We start from the raw sequence: 17196 nt of genomic DNA, 5'->3' as shown, positions 1-17196 counted from the left end.
GGCGTACTCCCTCAAGCTCGCGGCCACCCGAGCCCAACCGCAACGGCCAAGTCAAGCACCCCAAATGGAGCATCGGCCGCCCCCAGGGAACTTGCTGACGGGCAAAGTTCTCATTTTGTCCCACGACCGATTCGATTAGTGTGGCGCGCCTCAGAGTATGGGAACCACGATGTCCGATTACGTTATCGCGCCGCCGCCGCTGCCTGCCGTCCCCGTCGCCGGCGGAGGGCTGTTTCCGGTCCGCCGCATCTATTGCGTGGGCCGCAACTATGCCGAGCATGCGCGCGAGATGGGGCACGATCCCAATGCCGAGCCGCCGTTCTTCTTTTCGAAGCCCGCGGACGCTCTGGTGATCAATGGCGCCGACTCGCCCTACCCGTCCGAGACGCAGAACCACCACCACGAGATCGAACTGGTCGCCGCTATCGGCACCGGCGGCAAGAACATCGCCGTCGCCGATGCGATGCGCCATGTCTGGGGTTATGCCGTCGGCATCGACCTCACCCGCCGCGACCTGCAGGCCTGGGCCAAGAAGGGCGCCAAGCCCTGGGAAGTCGCCAAGGGCTTCGACCATTCCGCCCCGATCGGCACGCTGGTCCCTGCCGCGGGTATTCCGACCCCGCTCAAGGGCAAGATCGAGCTCCGCGTCAACGGCGAGACCCGCCAGTCGGCCGATATCGCCGACATGACCTGGGACCTGCCGCATGTGATCGCCGAACTGTCGAAGTATTTTGAACTCTGCCCCGGCGACCTGATCTTCACCGGCACCCCGGCCGGGGTCTCCGCTGTGGTCAAGGGCGACCTGCTCGAGGGCTCGATATCAGGCATCGGAAGCGTCACGGTGCGCATCGCCTGATGGAGTGGTCGCCGCAACAGGATGAAGCGCTGCAAGCCGTGTCGCGCTGGCTGAAGGACAAGGACGGCAAGCAGGTGTTCCGGCTGTTCGGCTGGGCCGGCACCGGCAAGTCGACGCTCGCCCGGCATCTCGCCCAGGGGGTGAAGTCGGTGAAATACGCCGCCTTCACCGGCAAGGCGGCGATGGTGATGCGGAAATACGGGGCGCGCGGCGCCTCGACCATCCATTCGCTGATCTACGCGCTGGTTTCGGAGAAGGATGGCGAGCCGAAATTCGCGCTCGACCCCGAAAGCGAGGCGCTGACCGCCGACCTAATCGTCATCGACGAAGTATCGATGGTCGACGAGCAGCTCGGCCGCGACCTCTTGAGCTTCGGCACCAAGGTGCTGGTGCTGGGCGATCCGTTCCAGCTGCCGCCGGTGCAGGGCGCCGGCTTCTTCACCGCGGACGAGCCCGACTACATGCTCACCGAAATCCACCGCCAGGCGGCGGATAACCCAATCATCCGCATGTCGATGGAGATCCGCGAGGGCGGCTATCTCGAGCATGGCCGCTATGGCGAAAGCCTCGTGATCCCGCGCGCCGACGTCGACCGCGACGCGGTTATGGAAGCCGACCAGGTGCTGGCCGGCCGCAACAAGACGCGGGTCGCCTATAATGACCGCATCCGTGAGATCAAGAACCTGCCGCGGCACGAGCCGGTGGCGGGCGATCGCCTGGTCTGCCTCAGGAACAACCCGATAAAGAAGCTGCTCAACGGGCAGATCTGGACCGCCGCGGACGTGAAGAAGCGCTCCAACGCCCGCTACTCGATGACGCTCGATCCGGACGAGGTCACCGGCGCCAAGGCGACGCAGGCCAAGGTGGTGACGCACGCGGCGTTCTTTTCGGGCGAAGAAGACCAGTTGAGCTGGCCCGAGCGCCGCCAGTACGACGAGTTCACCTTCGGCTACTGCCTCACCGTGCACAAAGCCCAGGGCAGCCAGTGGGACAATGTCTACCTGTTCGACGAAAGCTATGTCTTCCGCGAGGATCGGCAGCGTTGGCTCTATACCGGCGTTACCCGCGCCAGCGAGAAGATCACCGTGGTCTCCTGAGCCGCCAAACGGTTAACGAGCCGATAACGCGGCATTGCGCACGCTGGCGTCCTGGCAACAGGATCGGCGCACGCAACACATGATGCAGTCCCTCCGATTTCTCGTGTCCCCGAACCGGGGTCGCTGGACCCTGAGCGTCGGCCCCACCGTTCTCGCGAACCACTCAACGCTGGATCGGGCGGTCCGCGCTGCGGTCGACATGGCCCGCCGGACCCGAGGCGACAACCGGGTCTTCCTGGAAAGCGAGGATGGGCGGGTGCAGCAGCACTGGCCGGCCTGACGACGGGCGGCGCGTCGTCTCCGTCAGCCGTTCTATCCGCCATGTCGGGAACATTTGCCCCATGACGGCTGCCATCAGAGTTTCGGCTCGCATGAGCCGCACGGCGTAACCGGGCTGCATGCTGACGATGCTGGGAATCTCCTCGGACTGCACCACGATACTGCTGAACATGCCGAAGCGCCGAACGTCGCCCCTAGGCAACTGCACGATGTAAGCGATCACCTCCACCACCTCCGAGCTGCAGGCTAAGGTGGTGGTGCTGACCGTTGCCTGACGACCCGGGTAGCGGTTTGTTAACTCCGATGCCAAAACTGGTTGTGGGATCAGCGCCCTGGAGGACTCCGTCGGTCGAAGCCGCGCCGGGACAGCCCGACTACCGGCGCCAGGAAGCCGGAAAAGGCTGCAACTTTTCCTGAAAGCACTTTAGTGTCCGCGCCGACATTTCCTGGAGGATTGCATGGATTATCGATTGCTCGGCCGTTCCGGCCTCAAGGTCTCGTCCCTGTCGATCGGCACGGTGACATTCGGCAATGACGGTTCATGGGGCGAGACCGAACTCAAGGACGCACAGCGTCAGATCGACCTCTGCCTCGATCGCGGAATCAACCTGATCGACACGGCCAATGTCTACAATGCCGGCAAGTCCGAAAGCATGATCGGCGAAGCGCTGGTGGATGGGCGGCGCGACAGGCTGCTGATTTCCTCCAAGGTGCGCTTTCCGACCGGCCCAGGCCCGAACGATCGCGGGCTCAGCCGCTGGCACATCATCCGCGAATGCGAGAACTCGCTGCGCCGGCTGAGAACCGACGTCATCGACATCTATCACGTGCACGAGTGGGACGGCCTGACGCCGCTCGAGGAGACAGTAGAGGCCCTCGATACGCTGGTGAAGCAGGGCAAGATCCGCTACGCCGCCTCATCGAACTTTTCGGCCTGGCACCTGATGAAGGCGCTCTCCATCGCCGATGCCGCGCACTACCAGCGTTTCGTAGCCCAGCAGATCCATTACACCCTCTATTCGCGCGAGGCCGAGTTCGAGCTGGTACCGCTTGGGCTCGATCAGGGGGTTGGCGTACTCGTCTGGTCGCCGCTCGCCGGCGGCTGGCTCTCGGGCAAGTACACCCGCAACACCAGGCCCGAAAGCGGCCGGCAGGTTACTGGCTTCAGGGAGCCTCCGATCTACGACGCGGATCGGCTTTGGGACATTGTCGATGTCGTCAACGAGGTGGCGGCGGCGCACGGCGTCTCTGGCGCACAGGTGTCGCTTGCCTGGCTGCTGCAACGGCCACTGGTGGCTTCGGTGATCATCGGCGGACGCAGCACCGCGCAGTTCGAGGACAATCTGAAATCGACCGAGCTTAAGCTCAGCGCCGAGGACCTGGGCAGACTCGACGCCGTCAGCCAGCCGAACCTCCCCTACCCCTACTGGCACCAGAGCTTTACCGCGCAGGATCGCCTCGGCGAACCCGACCTGGCGCTGCACCGGCCGTATCTCGACAAGTGACCATGTTGTGCGGGCGGGCCGATCTCCTCGCCCGCACAATCCTGAACGCAGGCGTCATGTTTTCTTGACTAAGTTTAGAACCGTTATAAACTGAGTACGGGTCCAGACCCCATCCAGCCGCAGAGAATCCCCGACATCCGGGGCCTTGCGTGGGGAAGCAGCAAGAAGTCGGCGTGACGCGCCGAATCGGAGATTCGATGAGACTGACTCGCCAGTCCAACTACGCCATCCGCACGCTGATCTATTGTGCGGTCAACGCGCCCGGCCTCAGCCGGGTCGCCGACATCGCCAAGGCGCACGCGATTTCGGAACTGTTCCTGTTCAAGCTGATCAAGCCCTTGGTCGAGAACGGCCTGATCGAGACGGTGCGCGGCCGCCGCGGCGGCATCAAGCTCGGCCGTCCGGCCGAGGAGATCACCCTGCTCGACACGGTCCGCCTCACCGAAGAGAGCTTCTCGATGGCCGAGTGCTTCGAGGATGGCGACGTGACCTGCCCGCTGGCCGAAAGCTGCGACGTCAATGCGGCGCTGCGCGAGGCGCTGGGGGCGTTCTTCAACGTGCTCGAGAGCTACACCATCGCCGACCTTGCCTCGAAGCGCCGCTCGCTGCGTGAACGGCTCGGCCTGAAGTTCGAGGACATGGAGCCGGTGCTGATCCGCGAAGCGGCGCACTGAGCCTGTGAATAGCGGCGGATGCCGGACCGACTCCAACCGTCCGGCATCCGCCCTTTCGCCACACGCGCCCGACCCGAAGGGCGTTGGTCGTGCGGCGGAACCCAGTCTCTCTCTGGGGTTGCCGGCAGGCGGCGAAGGGCCCAAACCCATGGCCCTCAGTCACCTGCCCAACATGTGCCCCGAAGCCCGAGGCCGGGCGCTTTTGCCAAGCCGCAGTTGAACGGCTTCTGACTCCCGTTGTCAGGCCCGGTTCATTCATCTTTGGCAGCAACAGCAGTTCGCCGCGCCAGAAGCGCCGAGGTGCTTCAAGTCTTTGATTTGGCGCGTCTCCGAACCGGTAACGTCTGCAATCCCCGGCTTCGCGAGGACAGGCATTTTCTTGAAAGCGCTCCAGCGCGGCGCCCCCCGCGTTGATCTCGCGGCGGCCCCATGCTCTATGCCCCCGAACCTATTGAACTGGACTAGCCGATGGCCGCCGCGCCCATATTGTTCCTGCAGCAAATCCGCCTGCGCCTGGGCTCCAGCGAGCTGCTGGAGGGCGCCGAGCTGTCGCTGCTGCCCGGCGAGAAGGTGGCGCTGGTCGGCCGTAACGGTTCCGGCAAATCGACGCTCCTGAAGATCGCTGCCGGCGAGATCGAGCCCGACGGCGGCCGCCGCTTCCTGCAGCCGGGCGCCACCATCCGCTATTTGCCGCAGGAACCGGACCTCTCGGCCTATCCGAATGTCCTCGCCTATGTCGAAGCCGGCATGCAGGCGGGCGACGACCATTATCGCGCCACCTACCTGCTCAACGCGCTCGGCCTCACCGGCAACGAGGAGCCGCATCGGCTCTCCGGCGGCGAAGCCCGCCGCGCCGCCCTGGCCCGGGTGCTGGCGCCCGAGCCCGACATCATCCTCCTCGACGAGCCGACCAACCATCTCGACCTGCCGGCCATCGAGTGGCTGGAGAACGAGCTTTCGACCATCCGCTCGGCGCTGGTGATCATCAGCCACGACCGGCGCTTTCTCGCCGATCTCACCCGCTCGACCGTCTGGCTCGATCGCGGCGTCACCCGCCGCCTCGACAAGGGGTTCGGCAGCTTCGAGGAGTGGCGCGACCAGGTGCTGGAGGAGGAGGAAACCGCCCGGCACAAGCTCGACCGGCAGATCGTCCGCGAAGAGCACTGGCTCACCTATGGCGTCACCGCCCGGCGCAAGCGCAATGTGCGCCGGCTCGACGGGTTGTTCGCACTGCGCCAGGAGCGGCGCGATCTGAAACGCGGCGTGGGCGAGGTGAAAATCTCGGTGGCCGAGGGCGAGACCTCCGGCAAGATGGTGATGGAGGCCAAGGATATCTCCAAGGCCTATGGCGAGCGCGTCATCGTCAAGGATTTTACCACAAGGGTGATCCGCGGCGACCGGCTCGGCATCATCGGCGCCAATGGCGCGGGCAAGACCACCCTGATCAAGCTGTTGACCGGCGAGCTGCCGCCCGACAGCGGCACAGTGCGGCTCGGCGCCAATCTCGAGCTCGCGAGCCTCGACCAGCGCCGCGCCACGCTCAGCGCCGACATGACGCTCAAGGAGGCGGTGACCGGCGGCGGTTCGGACACCCTGGTCATCAACGGCCAGCCCAAGCACTTCATGGGCTATCTCAAGGATTTCCTGTTCGGCCCCGAGCAGGCCGGCACCGCAGTCAGCAAGCTCTCGGGCGGGGAACGCGGCCGACTGGTGCTGGCGCGCGTGCTGTCGCTGCCCTCGAACGTACTGGTGCTGGACGAGCCGACCAACGACCTCGACCTCGAAACGCTCGACCTGCTGCAGGAAATGCTGGCCGACTACCCGGGCACGGTGATCGTCGTCAGCCACGACCGCGATTTCCTCGATCGCGTCGCGACCTCAGTGGTGGTGTCGGATGGCGGCGGGCAGTGGACCGAGTACCCGGGCGGCTATTCCGACATGGTGAGCCAGCGCGGCTATGGCGTCACGGCGCCCGCCAGCGCCCCGAAGCCGAAGGGAGGACGGCAGGCAGCACTGCCGCAGACCAGCTCGCACCCGGCGGCCAAGCAGAAACTCAGCTTCAAGCAGAAGCACGCGCTCGAGACGCTGCCCAAGGAAATCGCGAAGCTCGAAGCCGAGATCGCCAAGCTCGATGCGGTGCTGGCCGATGGCAGCCTCTATGCCCGCGATCCGCAGAAGTTCACCGATACCGGCAAGGCGCTGGAGAAGGCTCAGGCGGCGCTTGGCAAGGCCGAGGACGAGTGGCTGGAGCTCGAGGCGCTGCGCGAGGAAATCGAGGGGTAGCGGCGAGGCATCCAGTTGCTGTCGGCTGCCGGCCATTATGCCAATCCAGTAAGCAAGGCGATGTGCGTTGCCCAGAATTGGAGCAGCGTGGATGCATCGACCCGCACAATTCCATAGTTTCTGGCCGTTCCCGCCTGGCACGGAGCTTGCTTCACTAGCTGAGAGTCGGTGGCTAGGGTTCCGGCGCTTCGGCGCGGCTGGTCCGAGAGCTGCCACTGGCCGGGAGAGACATCCCGCCAGGTGCACGGCGGGACAAAAGCCCGGGAGACCTCGTTAGCCAAGGGATTGGCGAGCGTAGCGTCTCGTCATCCCTCAACGTGAGGGAGCGATGACTCTTCCAGCGATGTCTACCGAACCCGAAGCCCCCGTTCTTTCCATCCGCGGCCTCCACGTCCGCCTCAGCCGCGATGGCCGCGCCAGCACCGTGCTCGACGGCATCGACTTCGATCTCGCACCCGGCGAGGTCGTCGCGCTCGTCGGCGAGAGCGGCTCGGGCAAGTCCACCATCGGCCTGACGCTGCAGGGCCTCCTGCCAGCCGAAGCGCAGCCCGAGATATCGGGCAGCATCCGCCTCGCCGGGCGCGAGATCGTCGGCGCCAGGCCGCATGAGTTGCGCGACCTCCGACTTAGCCTTGTCCGCGCTGTGCCACAGGATCCGATGGGCGCGCTCAACCCCACGATGAGCATCGGCGCGCAGTTGCGTGAGAGCGGACTCAGCGCCGACGAAGTGCTCGACTGGCTCGCCCGCACCGGCCTGCCCGACCCCAGGCGCATCGCCGCCGACATGCCGCACCGCCTCTCGGGCGGCCAGCGCCAGCGCGTGCTGATCGCAATGAGCATGGCGGCAAAGCCGCGCGTGCTGATCGCCGACGAGCCGACGACCGCACTCGATGTCACGGTGCAGGCGCAGATCCTGACTCTGCTCCGCGATCTCGCCCGTGAGCACAACACCGCCACGCTTTTCATCACGCACGACCTCGCCGTTGCCGCCGAACTCGCCGACCGGGTGATGGTGCTCTATGGCGGGCGCGTTGCCGAAGTCGGGCACACCCGCGCGCTGATCGCCGCACCGTCGCACCCCTACTCGGCGGGCCTCCTCGCCGCCCGTTTCGATCTCGATTCCGACCGCAACCGCCAGCTTGGGACGCTCGCCTCGGAGCAACTGCGGGCGCGGCCGAGCGGTGCGCACTGCAACTACGTCACCCGTTGCCCCCTCGCCGAAGCCGAGTGCTCCGAACGCAAGCCGGACCTGGTGCGCCGGCAGGATGGGCGACAGGTCGCGTGCTTCCAATCCAATCGGGTGCCGGACCTGCTCGCCCGCGTCCGTGAAGCTCCGAGCTGGCCCGAGGCATCGGCGGGCGAAGCCAATGCGCTCGAGCTCTACCGCATCGAGAAGAGCTTCGGCCCGAAGCGTGCGCTGTTGCGTCCTGCCCGCCAGACCCAGGTCCTCGCCGGCATCGACCTCAGGATCCAGCAGGGCGAGTGTGTCGCGCTCGTCGGTGAAAGTGGCTCGGGCAAATCCACCCTGCTCCGCATCGCGGCGGGCCTGCTCGCCCCCGACGAGGGCGACGTATCATGGTTCGGCGGCATCCCGCCGCAAGTGGTGTTTCAGGATGCCGTCGCGGCGCTTACACCCTGGCTCACCATCGGCGAACAGATCCGCGACCGCCTCCGCCCGCTGGGGCTTGGCCGGCAGGAGCAGGACAAGAAGATCGCCGAAGCGCTGAAGCTCGTTGGCGTCGATCCGGCGCTGCAGCACGCCCTGCCGAGCGAACTTTCCGGCGGCCAGTGCCAGCGCATCACCGTCGCCCGTGCCGTGGTCGTGCCGCCGAAGCTGCTGCTCTGCGACGAGCCGATCAGCGCCATGGACGTTTCCCTCGCGGCGCAGACGCTCAACCTCCTCGGGAGCCTCCGCCGCTCCATGGGCATGGCCATGCTGTTCGTTACCCACGATCTCGCCGCCGCCCGGCTTATCGCCGACCGCATCGCGGTGCTGGAGAAGGGCCATCTCGTCGAAGTCGGCGAGCCTGACCAGGTCATTTCCGCCCCGCAGGCGCCCTACACGAAGATGCTGGTCGGCGCCGTGCCGCGCCTGGAGGGCTCTCAGGAAAAGTTGCAGACTTTTCCACCTCGAGAGCGCGACCAATCAGATGCTCTCGCCAGCTGACCGAGACCGACAATGGCCCTCGCAACCGAACTCTCCGCCCCCACCGCAACCCCCGCCTTCGCGTGGCTTCGCCGCGTCGGCTGGCTCGAACGTATCGGCCTCGCCGGTGTGCTCGTCATCACGCTCGTCGCCATCTTCGGCCCGCTTTTCGTACCCTACGACCCGATGCTGCGCGTCGCAGCCGCCTACCTGCCGCCCGAGGCCGCGCACTGGTTTGGCACCGACGAAATCGGCCGCGACCTGTTCTCGCGCGTCGTCCTCGGTGTCCGCTACACTTGGCTCCCAGGCCTCGCCGTCATCGGCATCGCCTTGGTCATCGGCACGGTGATCGGCGTCTTCGCCGGCATGGTCGGCGGCTGGGTCGATACGCTGCTGCAGCGGGTGGTGGAGCTGTTCCTCGTCCTCCCCTCGACGCTGATCGCCCTCGCCGTCGTCGCGGCGCTCGGGCCCGGCCTCGTCAACACCATGATCGCCATCACTATCTTCTGGTGGCCGTGGTACGCCCGCATGGCACGCGACGAAGTCCGCCGCATCCGGGCCCGGCCGCATGTCGAGGCAGCCCGCATCGCCGGGGTGAAGGGCCCGCGCCTGATGTTCCGCTACCTCTTGCCGGGGGCGGTGCCGGCGCTGGCGGTGGCGGCGACGCTCGACGTCGCCAACATCATCCTGACCCTGTCGGTGATCTCCTTCCTTGGCCTCGGCCTCCCCGCCCCCGCTCCCGAACTCGGCGCTATGACCTCACGCTCGGTCGACAGCCTCACCGCCTATTGGTGGCTGCCCATCATCCCGGCGCTGGTGATCTTCGTGATGTCGATCCTCGCCAACCTCGCCGGCGACGGCATCCGTTCCGCCCTTCGAGGTGCATGACATGCTGGCATATCTCGCCAAACGCCTCGGCGGCCTCATCCTCGTCCTCGTGGTGATGAGCTTCATCGTCTTCTGCCTCCAGGCGATCATTCCGGCTGACCCGGCCCGTGCCCTTGCCGGCCCCTCGGCGCCAGTCGAAACGGTCGAGCGCATCCGCGCCGAACTCGGCCTCGACCAGCCGCTGCTGGTGCAATACGGGCAGTTCATGAGCCGCCTCGCACAGGGCGATCTCGGCACCTCGATCCGCACCCGGCAGCCGATCGCAGCCGATGTGCTGAAATACGGTCCGGCCTCGCTCGAGCTGATCGTCTTCGCCATGCTGCTGGGCACCAGCTTCGCGTTCCTGCTCGCCTTTGCGCAAACGACGATGACCCGCTCGGGCGGCGTACGGCTCGGCATGCTGGCGGCAGGCTCGTTCCCGATCTTCCTGACCGCGCTGCTGCTCGCCTATTTCCTCTGGTTCAAGCTCGGCTGGTTCCCCGGCAGCGGTCGCCTCGACATCCGCCGCTTCAGCGGACCGACCGGTTTCTTCGTCCTCGACGGACTGCTGCTGGGACGTCCCGACATCGCCCTCAATGCACTCTGGCATCTGTTTCTGCCGGCGCTGGCCCTGTCGGTCCCGATCGCCATTTCGGTGGGTCGCTCGCTCAACTCGGCACTCGTCGATGTGATGCGCCAACCCTATATCCGCACCGCGCGCGGCAAGGGCCTCAGCGGTGGTCGCATCTTCTTCCGCCACGGGCTGCGCAACGCCGCCTCGGCCCCGCTCGCCATGCTCGGGCTGCAGGTCGGCCTGCTTTATGGGAACCTCCTGATCGTCGAGCGCATCTTCTCGTGGCCGGGACTTGGTCTGTACACCGTGCAGTCGTTCGGGAGTTCCGACCTGCCGGCGGTGCTCGGGATCGCCATGGTGTTCGGGGCGTTCTACATCCTCGTCACGATGCTGGTGGAAGTGCTGCAGTCGGTGGCGGACCCGCGGATCGCGCTTTAGCAAACTACTGCCTCTCGATGGCGCTCCCCGCCAGGTAACAGAGGCCACCGTCTCGTCATACAATGAGCCACGTCATGCCTAACAATTGCGCAGATTTGCACATACGCATATTTGTTGGTCATTCCTAGCCGACGATGTCGCCCATCGCGGTCACAATCATCAGCAATTCCAATCCCTTACCCATTCCACACCACTGGCATGACCCTTGCATCGTCATCCCTGAGACTGGTGGCTAGGGTTCCGGCGCTTTTTGCGTGTCTGGTCCGAGAGCTGCCACCGGCGGGCGCCACAGTCCGCCGGACGCACGGCGGGACAAAAGCCCGGGAGACCTCGTAAGCCAAGGGATTGGCGACGATGGTCCGTCGATCCCTGTTCAAGGGAGCGACTCATGTCGTCAACAATGAAACCATTCAGCCACGTCACGGGCCGGCTGTTTGCCGGCGCCGCACTTCTCGCCCTCCTGTCGGCCGGCGCTGTCCAGGCCCAGGAAACCCTGCGCCTGCCGATCGCCACCGATTTCGACTCGTTCGATCCGGACAATGCCTTCGAGATGGACGGCCTCGCCGCCATCAACAATGTCTACGAGGGCCTCGTCGAATACGTGCCGGGCAGCGCCGAAATCCGCGGCCTCCTCGCCAAGGACTGGACCATCTCCGACAATGGCCTCACCTACACCTTCAATCTCGTCGAGGGCGCGAGTTTCCATGACGGCACGCCGTTCAACGCCGCAGCGGTCAAAACCTCGTTCGAGCGTCGCCGCGACAGCGAGCTGATCCTCAGCTACTTCCTGTGGAACGTGAAGGACATCGCCGCACCGGACGACAAGACCGTCGTCATCACGCTCGGCATGCCGCAGCCCTCGCTGCTCGACAGTCTTGCGAGCCCCTGGGGCCCCAAGGTCATCAGCCCCAAGGCACTCGCCGACAATGGCGGTGGCAAGGCGGCCGGCGCGTGGCTCGACACCAACGCCGACGGCACCGGGCCGTTCAAGCTCACCAGCTTCGAGCGCGGCCAGGGCTACACGCTCGAGCGCAATGACAGCTACTACGGCAAGGCACCGTTCTTCTCGACCATCGAGCTGCCACTGGTACCCGATATCGGCCAGCAGGTGCTGAACCTGCAGGCGCAGGAAACCGACGCGGTTCCCGCCAACTACCCGTGGGCCCAGCTCGCCTCGCTCCCGCCCGATCTCGTGGCAATTGCGGCGCCCAGCACATCGGAAATCATCGGCTTCGTGAAGCCGACCGGGCCGCTTACCGACCCTGAAGTCCTCAAGGCCTTCCTCACCGCCATCAACCCGGCGACCTGGGTGGCAGACGCCTTTGGCGCCTACGGCCATCCGGCCAAGTCGGTCTATCCCGAGGCTATGCTCGATCCGGTAACCCCGATCGTGTTCCCTGATGATCTCGAAGCCGCCAAGGCCACTGTCACGACCAAGGGGCCGGTCACGCTCACCATCGGCATCAGCACCGAAGAGTCGAACGCGCTCGGCCGCGTCGGCGACCTGCTGGTCGCGCAGCTCGCCAGCATCGGCATCAATGCCACTGTCACCATCCTGCCGCAGGGCGCCGCATTCGGGCTCAAGGACAACCCGGATGGCCCCGACTTCTACATCGGCAAGCTGACCCCGGATGCGCTCCATCCCGAGAACCAGTCCGCCATCTTCTTCGCCTCAGGCGCGCCGATCAACTTCTACGGCCGCGGCCTGCCCGAGGCCGATTCGCTGCTGCAGGAAGCCGGCACGCTGACCGATATCACGGCGCGCAACGCGCTCTACGAGAAGGCAGGGCATCTGTATTTCGACAATGGCCTGTTCATCCCGCTGGTCGGCGTCGACGACGTGGTGGTCGCCCCCAAAAGCCTCGTCGATCTCGACCTCCGCGCCGCCTATGCGCCGGGCAATATCGACTACGGCTCGGTGCGCTGGGCCGAGTGACCATCTCGGGCGGTCGTCGCGGAGTGCTTTCAGGAAGAGTTGCAGACTTTTCCGGTTCGAAAGCACGACCAGGAAGATGGCCGCCCCTACCTCATTGAGAGACCGGAGGCATCATGCCGACCAAGACGGACATCGTCCGCGAACCCTTCGTGCCGAAGCTGCGCGTTTCGCACATCAACGACTACCTGATCTGCTTCTACGACGGCCGCGACATCGCCGACTATCCGGAGTGGATAAAGGGCAACATCGACATGAAGCTCGGTGTCTGCAACTACGTGCTGCACCGCGGCGACAGCGCCATCGTCTTCGACACCATGGTCTATGGCGAGCAGATGGAAGCCATCGACGCCTATATCCGCGAGATGGGGATCAAGCATGTCTCGGTGATCAACTCGCACTGGGACTGCGACCACATCGCCGGCAACTACCTCTACAAGAACGCCGATATCATCGCGACCAATCGCACCCGCTGGAAGCTGCAGGCCTATGCACCTCAGATGCTGAGCGGCGAGATCTGGGGCGCGGGCGATCCGAACTATCCCGGCGTCAAGGAAGTCGTGCTGCCGAACCGCACGTTCGATGGACGGATGACAGTGTGGCTCAAGGACCTGCAGATCGAGCTCATCGAGACCTTCGTGCACCAGCTCGGCCACCTCGTCGCCTACCTGCCCAGGGACAAGATCCTGCTCGCCGCCGATGCGGTCGAGGACACGGTGACGTTCAACACGCCGGCCATGACCAGCGAAATCGCGGCGCAGATCATGACCTATCGCTCGCTGCTGGCGATGGACGCCAAGTCCATCTACCCCTGCCACGGCCGCTTCGAGGTCATCGACAATGGCGGCTACACGCAGGAGTTCACCGAAGCGATCCTCGACTACAATGTCCAGTTGCTGAAGCGGAAGGACGAGCCGGACTACCTGACTGCCCCGCTCGAAAGCTTCATCCAGCCCTGGATCGATCGCGGCGTTCTCGCCATGCACGAGCCCTATCGCTGGCTGCACGGCAACAACGTGACCCTGATCGACAAGTCCTATGGCGGCCGTTCGACCCCGGCAATCCCGGAGTGACGGTCAAGCCAGGCTGCCCGCTCCTCGGGAACACAAAGCAGTCGGGCGGGTCAGGCGGGTCGCGGCTCTGCGCCATCGGCTGAGCCGCGACCCGCCTGATGGCCACCCCACCCTTCGATAGTTCGACTCGACCATGACACCCGCACCGACTATGACGTCGCTTGAAGCGATTCAATCGATCGAGGGAAATCATGCAGTATCGTAAGCTTGGCAATAGCGGCGCCATCGTCTCCTCGCAGACGCTGGGGACCATGACGTTCGGGGCCGAGGCTGATGAGGCGACGTCGTTCCAGTTGATGGACGACTATGTGGCGGCGGGCGGCAACTTCCTCGACACTGCCGACGTCTATTCGGCCGGCACGTCGGAACAGATCGTCGGGCGCTGGCTGAAGGCCCGGCCGGAGGCGGCCAAACAGGTGCTGGTCACGACCAAGGCGCGCTTCCCGATGGGCGACGGGCCGAACGATCTGGGGCTGTCGCGCCGCCATCTCAACCAGGCGCTCGATGCCTCGCTGAGCCGGCTCGGGGTCGAGCATATCGACCTCTACCAGATGCACGCCTTCGATGCGCTGACCCCGCTGGAGGAGACGCTGAGGTTCCTCGACGACGCGATCCGCAACGGCAAGATCGGCTATTACGGCTTTTCCAACTTCATCGGCTGGCAGCTGACCAAGGCGTCCTGGATCGCCAAAGCCGGTGGCCTCGCGCCGCCGATCACGCTGCAGCCGCACTACAACCTGCTGGTCCGCGATATCGAGCACGAGATCGTGCCCGCAGCGCTCGACGCCAATATCGGGCTCCTGCCCTGGTCGCCGCTCGGCGGCGGCTGGCTCACCGGCAAGTACAAGCGCGACCAGATGCCGACAGGTTCAACGCGGCTGGGCGAAAACCCCAACCGCGGGCAGGAATCGTACGGTCCGCGCAACGAGCAGGAACGGACCTGGAAGGTCATCGCGGCGGTCGAAGCGGTAGCCAAGACGCTCGGTGTCTCGATGGCGCAGGTGGCGCTCGCCTGGCTCGCCGACCGCCCGGCGGTCACTTCGGTGATCCTCGGCGCCCGCACCCGCGAGCAGCTCGCCGACAATCTGGCGGCCGCGGGTCTCAAGCTCGATGCCGAACACACGCAGCAGCTGACCGACGCCAGCGCCCCCGAGGTCGCCGACTACCCCTATGGCAAGGGCGGGGTGAACCAGCGGCACCGGAAGATCGAGGGTGGGCGGTAGGACTCAGCTCTGCGTGGCGGGATCTAACGCACATCCACCGGCCCGACACCTCCCCCATCATGGGGGAGGTTGGGAGGGGGTGGTGCAACAGCCTCGATGCTGGGGCTGGAAACTCGAAATCCGCCCGCCTCGAACTTCCGAGCTAGTGGCCTCCCCCCTCCCGGCCTCCCAACAAAGGGGGCGGTGCCGCTCGGTGCGTGGGGCGGGATTCAGCCAGCCATGAGCAAGGTCGACGCACGGGCCGCCTAAAACCAGATCTCCGGCTCGTGCAGGATCTGCAATTGCTCGGGCGGCTCGCCGTTGATGCGGCGGAGCAGCAGTTCGCCCATCTGCTTGCCGGCGAGCGCGGTGTCCTCGAAGATGGCGTCGACCTTGGGCCGCACCTGGCTGAAGATGCCGGAGGTCTGCTTCACCACCATCTGCACGTCCTTGCCGATCTCGCGGCCGGCATCGGTGATGCCCGCCATGATCGACAGAGCCGCGGCATCACCGGTGCAGATGAAGCCATCCGGTGCGTCCGGTTCGGCGATCCGCCGCATGGTAGCAAGGCGGATCTGGTCGGCGGTGTTATCGAGCGTCGCACCGTCGATGATTTCGTAGTCGAGCCCGGTTTCCCGGATCGCCGCCATGAAGCCATCGCGCAGGTGGTGACCGAAGCTGAAGCGGTCGGGCGGCAGGATGATCGTCACCTTGCGGCAGCCCTTGGCCTTCAGACGCATCACCGCATGGTGGGCGAAGGCATAGTTGTCGTAGTCGACATAGGGGTGGGCCGAGGGGAAAGCCGTGCGGCCATGCGAGACGAAGGGGAAGTTCTCCTCCATCAAGAGTTTCACCCGATCATCGTCCGGCTGGGTGCGTGAGAAGATCACCCCGTCGGCCGCCTTGTTGCGCAGGATGTAGCGGATCGGATCGATCGGCGCCCCGCCGGTGAACATCGGGGTGATCACCAGGTGGTAGGGCGTGCCGCGCAGCGCCTCGGTCAGCCCCGACACCATCGACTGGCCGAAGCCGAGGATTTCATCGTGCGGGTCGAGAATCAGGCTGACCACATGGGTACGCCCGGTCTTCAGCCTCAGGGCGGTGCGGTCGGGCACATAGCCGACCTCGGCCGCGATCTTCTGCACCCGGACGCGGGTTTCCTCCGACAGCTCGGGCGCATTGTTGAGGGCGCGCGAGATCGTGGTGATGGCGAGGCCGGTCATTTCGGCAATGGTGCGCAGGGTCGGCTTGCCGCCCGGCTTGCCGGCGGTGCGGCGCGGCTGGCGAGCCCTGGCGCGCTTGTTGTCGCGCGTCTCCGTATCGGCCAACGATGTCCTCCCTCGAACGGATGGTGCCTACTCGCGAGGCACTTTGGGTGAGCGGCGATGCTCCCCCGGATCCGCTCAGGCGTAGCTCAACATGTTATGCAATCGATTTCAAGGCGGGAAGCCCACGCCCCTTATCCGGTTGGCATACTTTCGTAGCAACCGTTCTCGTCGAAGAAAACTCCGGGTAGAGTTCGGCCCATGCTGTTCCGCACCAAAGACCTCGAAGCCATCTTCGCCGGCCAGCGCACCCTGGCCTTTCGGCGCTGGAAGAAGCCGACGGTGAAGCCGGGCGGCGCGGTGCGCACGCAGCTCGGCATGGTCGGCATCGATTCGGTGGAAGCGATCGACGCAGAGGACGTTACTGAGGACGATGCCCGCGCTGCGGGCTACCAGGACCGGGCCGGGGTCATCGCCATGTTCGATGCACAGCAGGGCACCTGCTACCGCATTCGCCTCCATCCCGCCGGCCCCGACCCGCGCGAGGCGCTGCGCGAGGCCGAACCCGACGCGGCCGAACTGAAAACCCTGGCGATGAAGCTGCAGAGGCTCGACAAGGCGGCTGCCACCCCGTGGACGAAACAGGCGCTGCAACTGATCGACACCCATCCGGGCGAGGTCTCGACCACGCTCGCCGAGAGCGCCGGCCTGGAACGGGCCGAGTTCAAGCTCAATATCCGCAAGCTCAAAGCGCTCGGGCTCACCATCAGCCTCGAAGTCGGCTACCGGCTGTCGCCGCGCGGCGTCGCGCTGCTGGCGACACTCTAGAGTTTCACCGACGAACTGCACCACCCGCGGTGTCATCCCCGCGAGCGGGGATCTCCGTTTTGCGTGGGGCCAAGAAAACAGAGGTTCCCGCTTTCGCGGGAATGACCCGATGGGCGAGCCTAGGCACCTCGCTCGTCAAGCGCTCTGAAGTTTTCGTCCGACCGACTCCGACAGGC

At 65.5% G+C, this 17196-nt stretch carries 14 protein-coding genes and 2 riboswitches; of the genes, 13 read left to right on the top strand and 1 reads right to left on the bottom strand.

Annotated features, from left to right (window positions below; translation table 11 throughout):
- Positions 1–169 precede the first annotated feature (169 nt).
- From AC1ROK_RS03535 to AC1ROK_RS03480, 12 genes are all read left to right on the top strand, one after another.
- Entirely contained in the window at positions 170–856 is a 687-nt protein-coding gene (locus AC1ROK_RS03535; RefSeq protein ID WP_492843879.1) for a fumarylacetoacetate hydrolase family protein, read from the top strand.
- Complete coding sequence (locus tag AC1ROK_RS03530) at positions 853–1953, top strand: ATP-dependent DNA helicase (RefSeq protein WP_492844673.1); 1101 nt, start codon at positions 853–855, stop codon at positions 1951–1953. Before AC1ROK_RS03535 ends, AC1ROK_RS03530 begins: the two co-directional genes overlap by 4 nt.
- A 79-nt stretch (positions 1954–2032) precedes the next feature.
- A complete protein-coding gene (locus AC1ROK_RS03525; protein ID WP_492843877.1) occupies positions 2033–2233 on the top strand; it encodes a DUF2188 domain-containing protein in 201 nt (66 codons plus the stop codon).
- A 457-nt stretch (positions 2234–2690) separates the two neighbouring features.
- Entirely contained in the window at positions 2691–3737 is a 1047-nt protein-coding gene (locus AC1ROK_RS03520; RefSeq protein WP_492843875.1) for an aldo/keto reductase, read from the top strand.
- Positions 3738–3934: 197 nt separating this feature from the next.
- A complete protein-coding gene (rirA, locus tag AC1ROK_RS03515; RefSeq protein WP_492843873.1) occupies positions 3935–4411 on the top strand; it encodes an iron-responsive transcriptional regulator RirA in 477 nt (158 codons plus the stop codon).
- A 468-nt stretch (positions 4412–4879) separates the two neighbouring features.
- Positions 4880–6694, top strand: coding sequence for an ABC-F family ATP-binding cassette domain-containing protein (locus AC1ROK_RS03510; protein ID WP_492843871.1), 1815 nt, complete (start codon positions 4880–4882; stop codon positions 6692–6694).
- Positions 6695–6855: 161 nt separating this feature from the next.
- Positions 6856–6963, top strand: a riboswitch (guanidine-I (ykkC/yxkD leader).
- Between the two features lie 74 nt (positions 6964–7037).
- A complete protein-coding gene (locus AC1ROK_RS03505; protein WP_492843869.1) occupies positions 7038–8861 on the top strand; it encodes an oligopeptide/dipeptide ABC transporter ATP-binding protein in 1824 nt (607 codons plus the stop codon).
- A 12-nt stretch (positions 8862–8873) separates the two neighbouring features.
- Entirely contained in the window at positions 8874–9728 is an 855-nt protein-coding gene (locus AC1ROK_RS03500) for an ABC transporter permease (RefSeq protein WP_492843867.1), read from the top strand.
- Between the two features lies 1 nt (position 9729).
- On the top strand, positions 9730–10719 hold the full coding sequence (locus AC1ROK_RS03495) for an ABC transporter permease (RefSeq protein ID WP_492843865.1): 990 nt from the start codon (positions 9730–9732) through the stop codon (positions 10717–10719).
- 221 nt (positions 10720–10940) lie between these two features.
- Positions 10941–11048, top strand: a riboswitch (guanidine-I (ykkC/yxkD leader).
- A gap of 59 nt (positions 11049–11107) precedes the next feature.
- Positions 11108–12655, top strand: coding sequence for an ABC transporter substrate-binding protein (locus AC1ROK_RS03490; protein ID WP_492843863.1), 1548 nt, complete (start codon positions 11108–11110; stop codon positions 12653–12655).
- Between the two features lie 113 nt (positions 12656–12768).
- The gene (locus AC1ROK_RS03485; protein WP_492843861.1) at positions 12769–13725 is read left to right on the top strand and encodes an MBL fold metallo-hydrolase; all 957 of its coding nucleotides are present in this window, start codon (positions 12769–12771) and stop codon (positions 13723–13725) included.
- Positions 13726–13916: 191 nt separating this feature from the next.
- Positions 13917–14948, top strand: a complete 1032-nt coding sequence (locus AC1ROK_RS03480; RefSeq protein ID WP_492843859.1) for an aldo/keto reductase — start codon at positions 13917–13919, stop codon at positions 14946–14948.
- A 245-nt stretch (positions 14949–15193) separates the two neighbouring features.
- On the opposite strand, the gene AC1ROK_RS03475 is transcribed toward AC1ROK_RS03480, so the two are convergent.
- A complete protein-coding gene (locus AC1ROK_RS03475) occupies positions 15194–16150 on the bottom strand; it encodes a LacI family transcriptional regulator (protein WP_492844671.1) in 957 nt (318 codons plus the stop codon).
- 303 nt (positions 16151–16453) lie between these two features.
- Between AC1ROK_RS03475 and AC1ROK_RS03470 the strand changes: the two genes are divergently transcribed.
- Positions 16454–17020, top strand: a complete 567-nt coding sequence (locus AC1ROK_RS03470; RefSeq protein ID WP_492843857.1) for an ASCH domain-containing protein — start codon at positions 16454–16456, stop codon at positions 17018–17020.
- Positions 17021–17196 lie beyond the last annotated feature (176 nt).

The sequence above is a fragment of the Devosia sp. GW821-FHT12F11 genome (assembly GCF_058806655.1).
The sequence above is the reverse complement of the archived record's forward strand: the minus strand, read 5'-3'. Positions and strand labels throughout refer to the sequence as shown.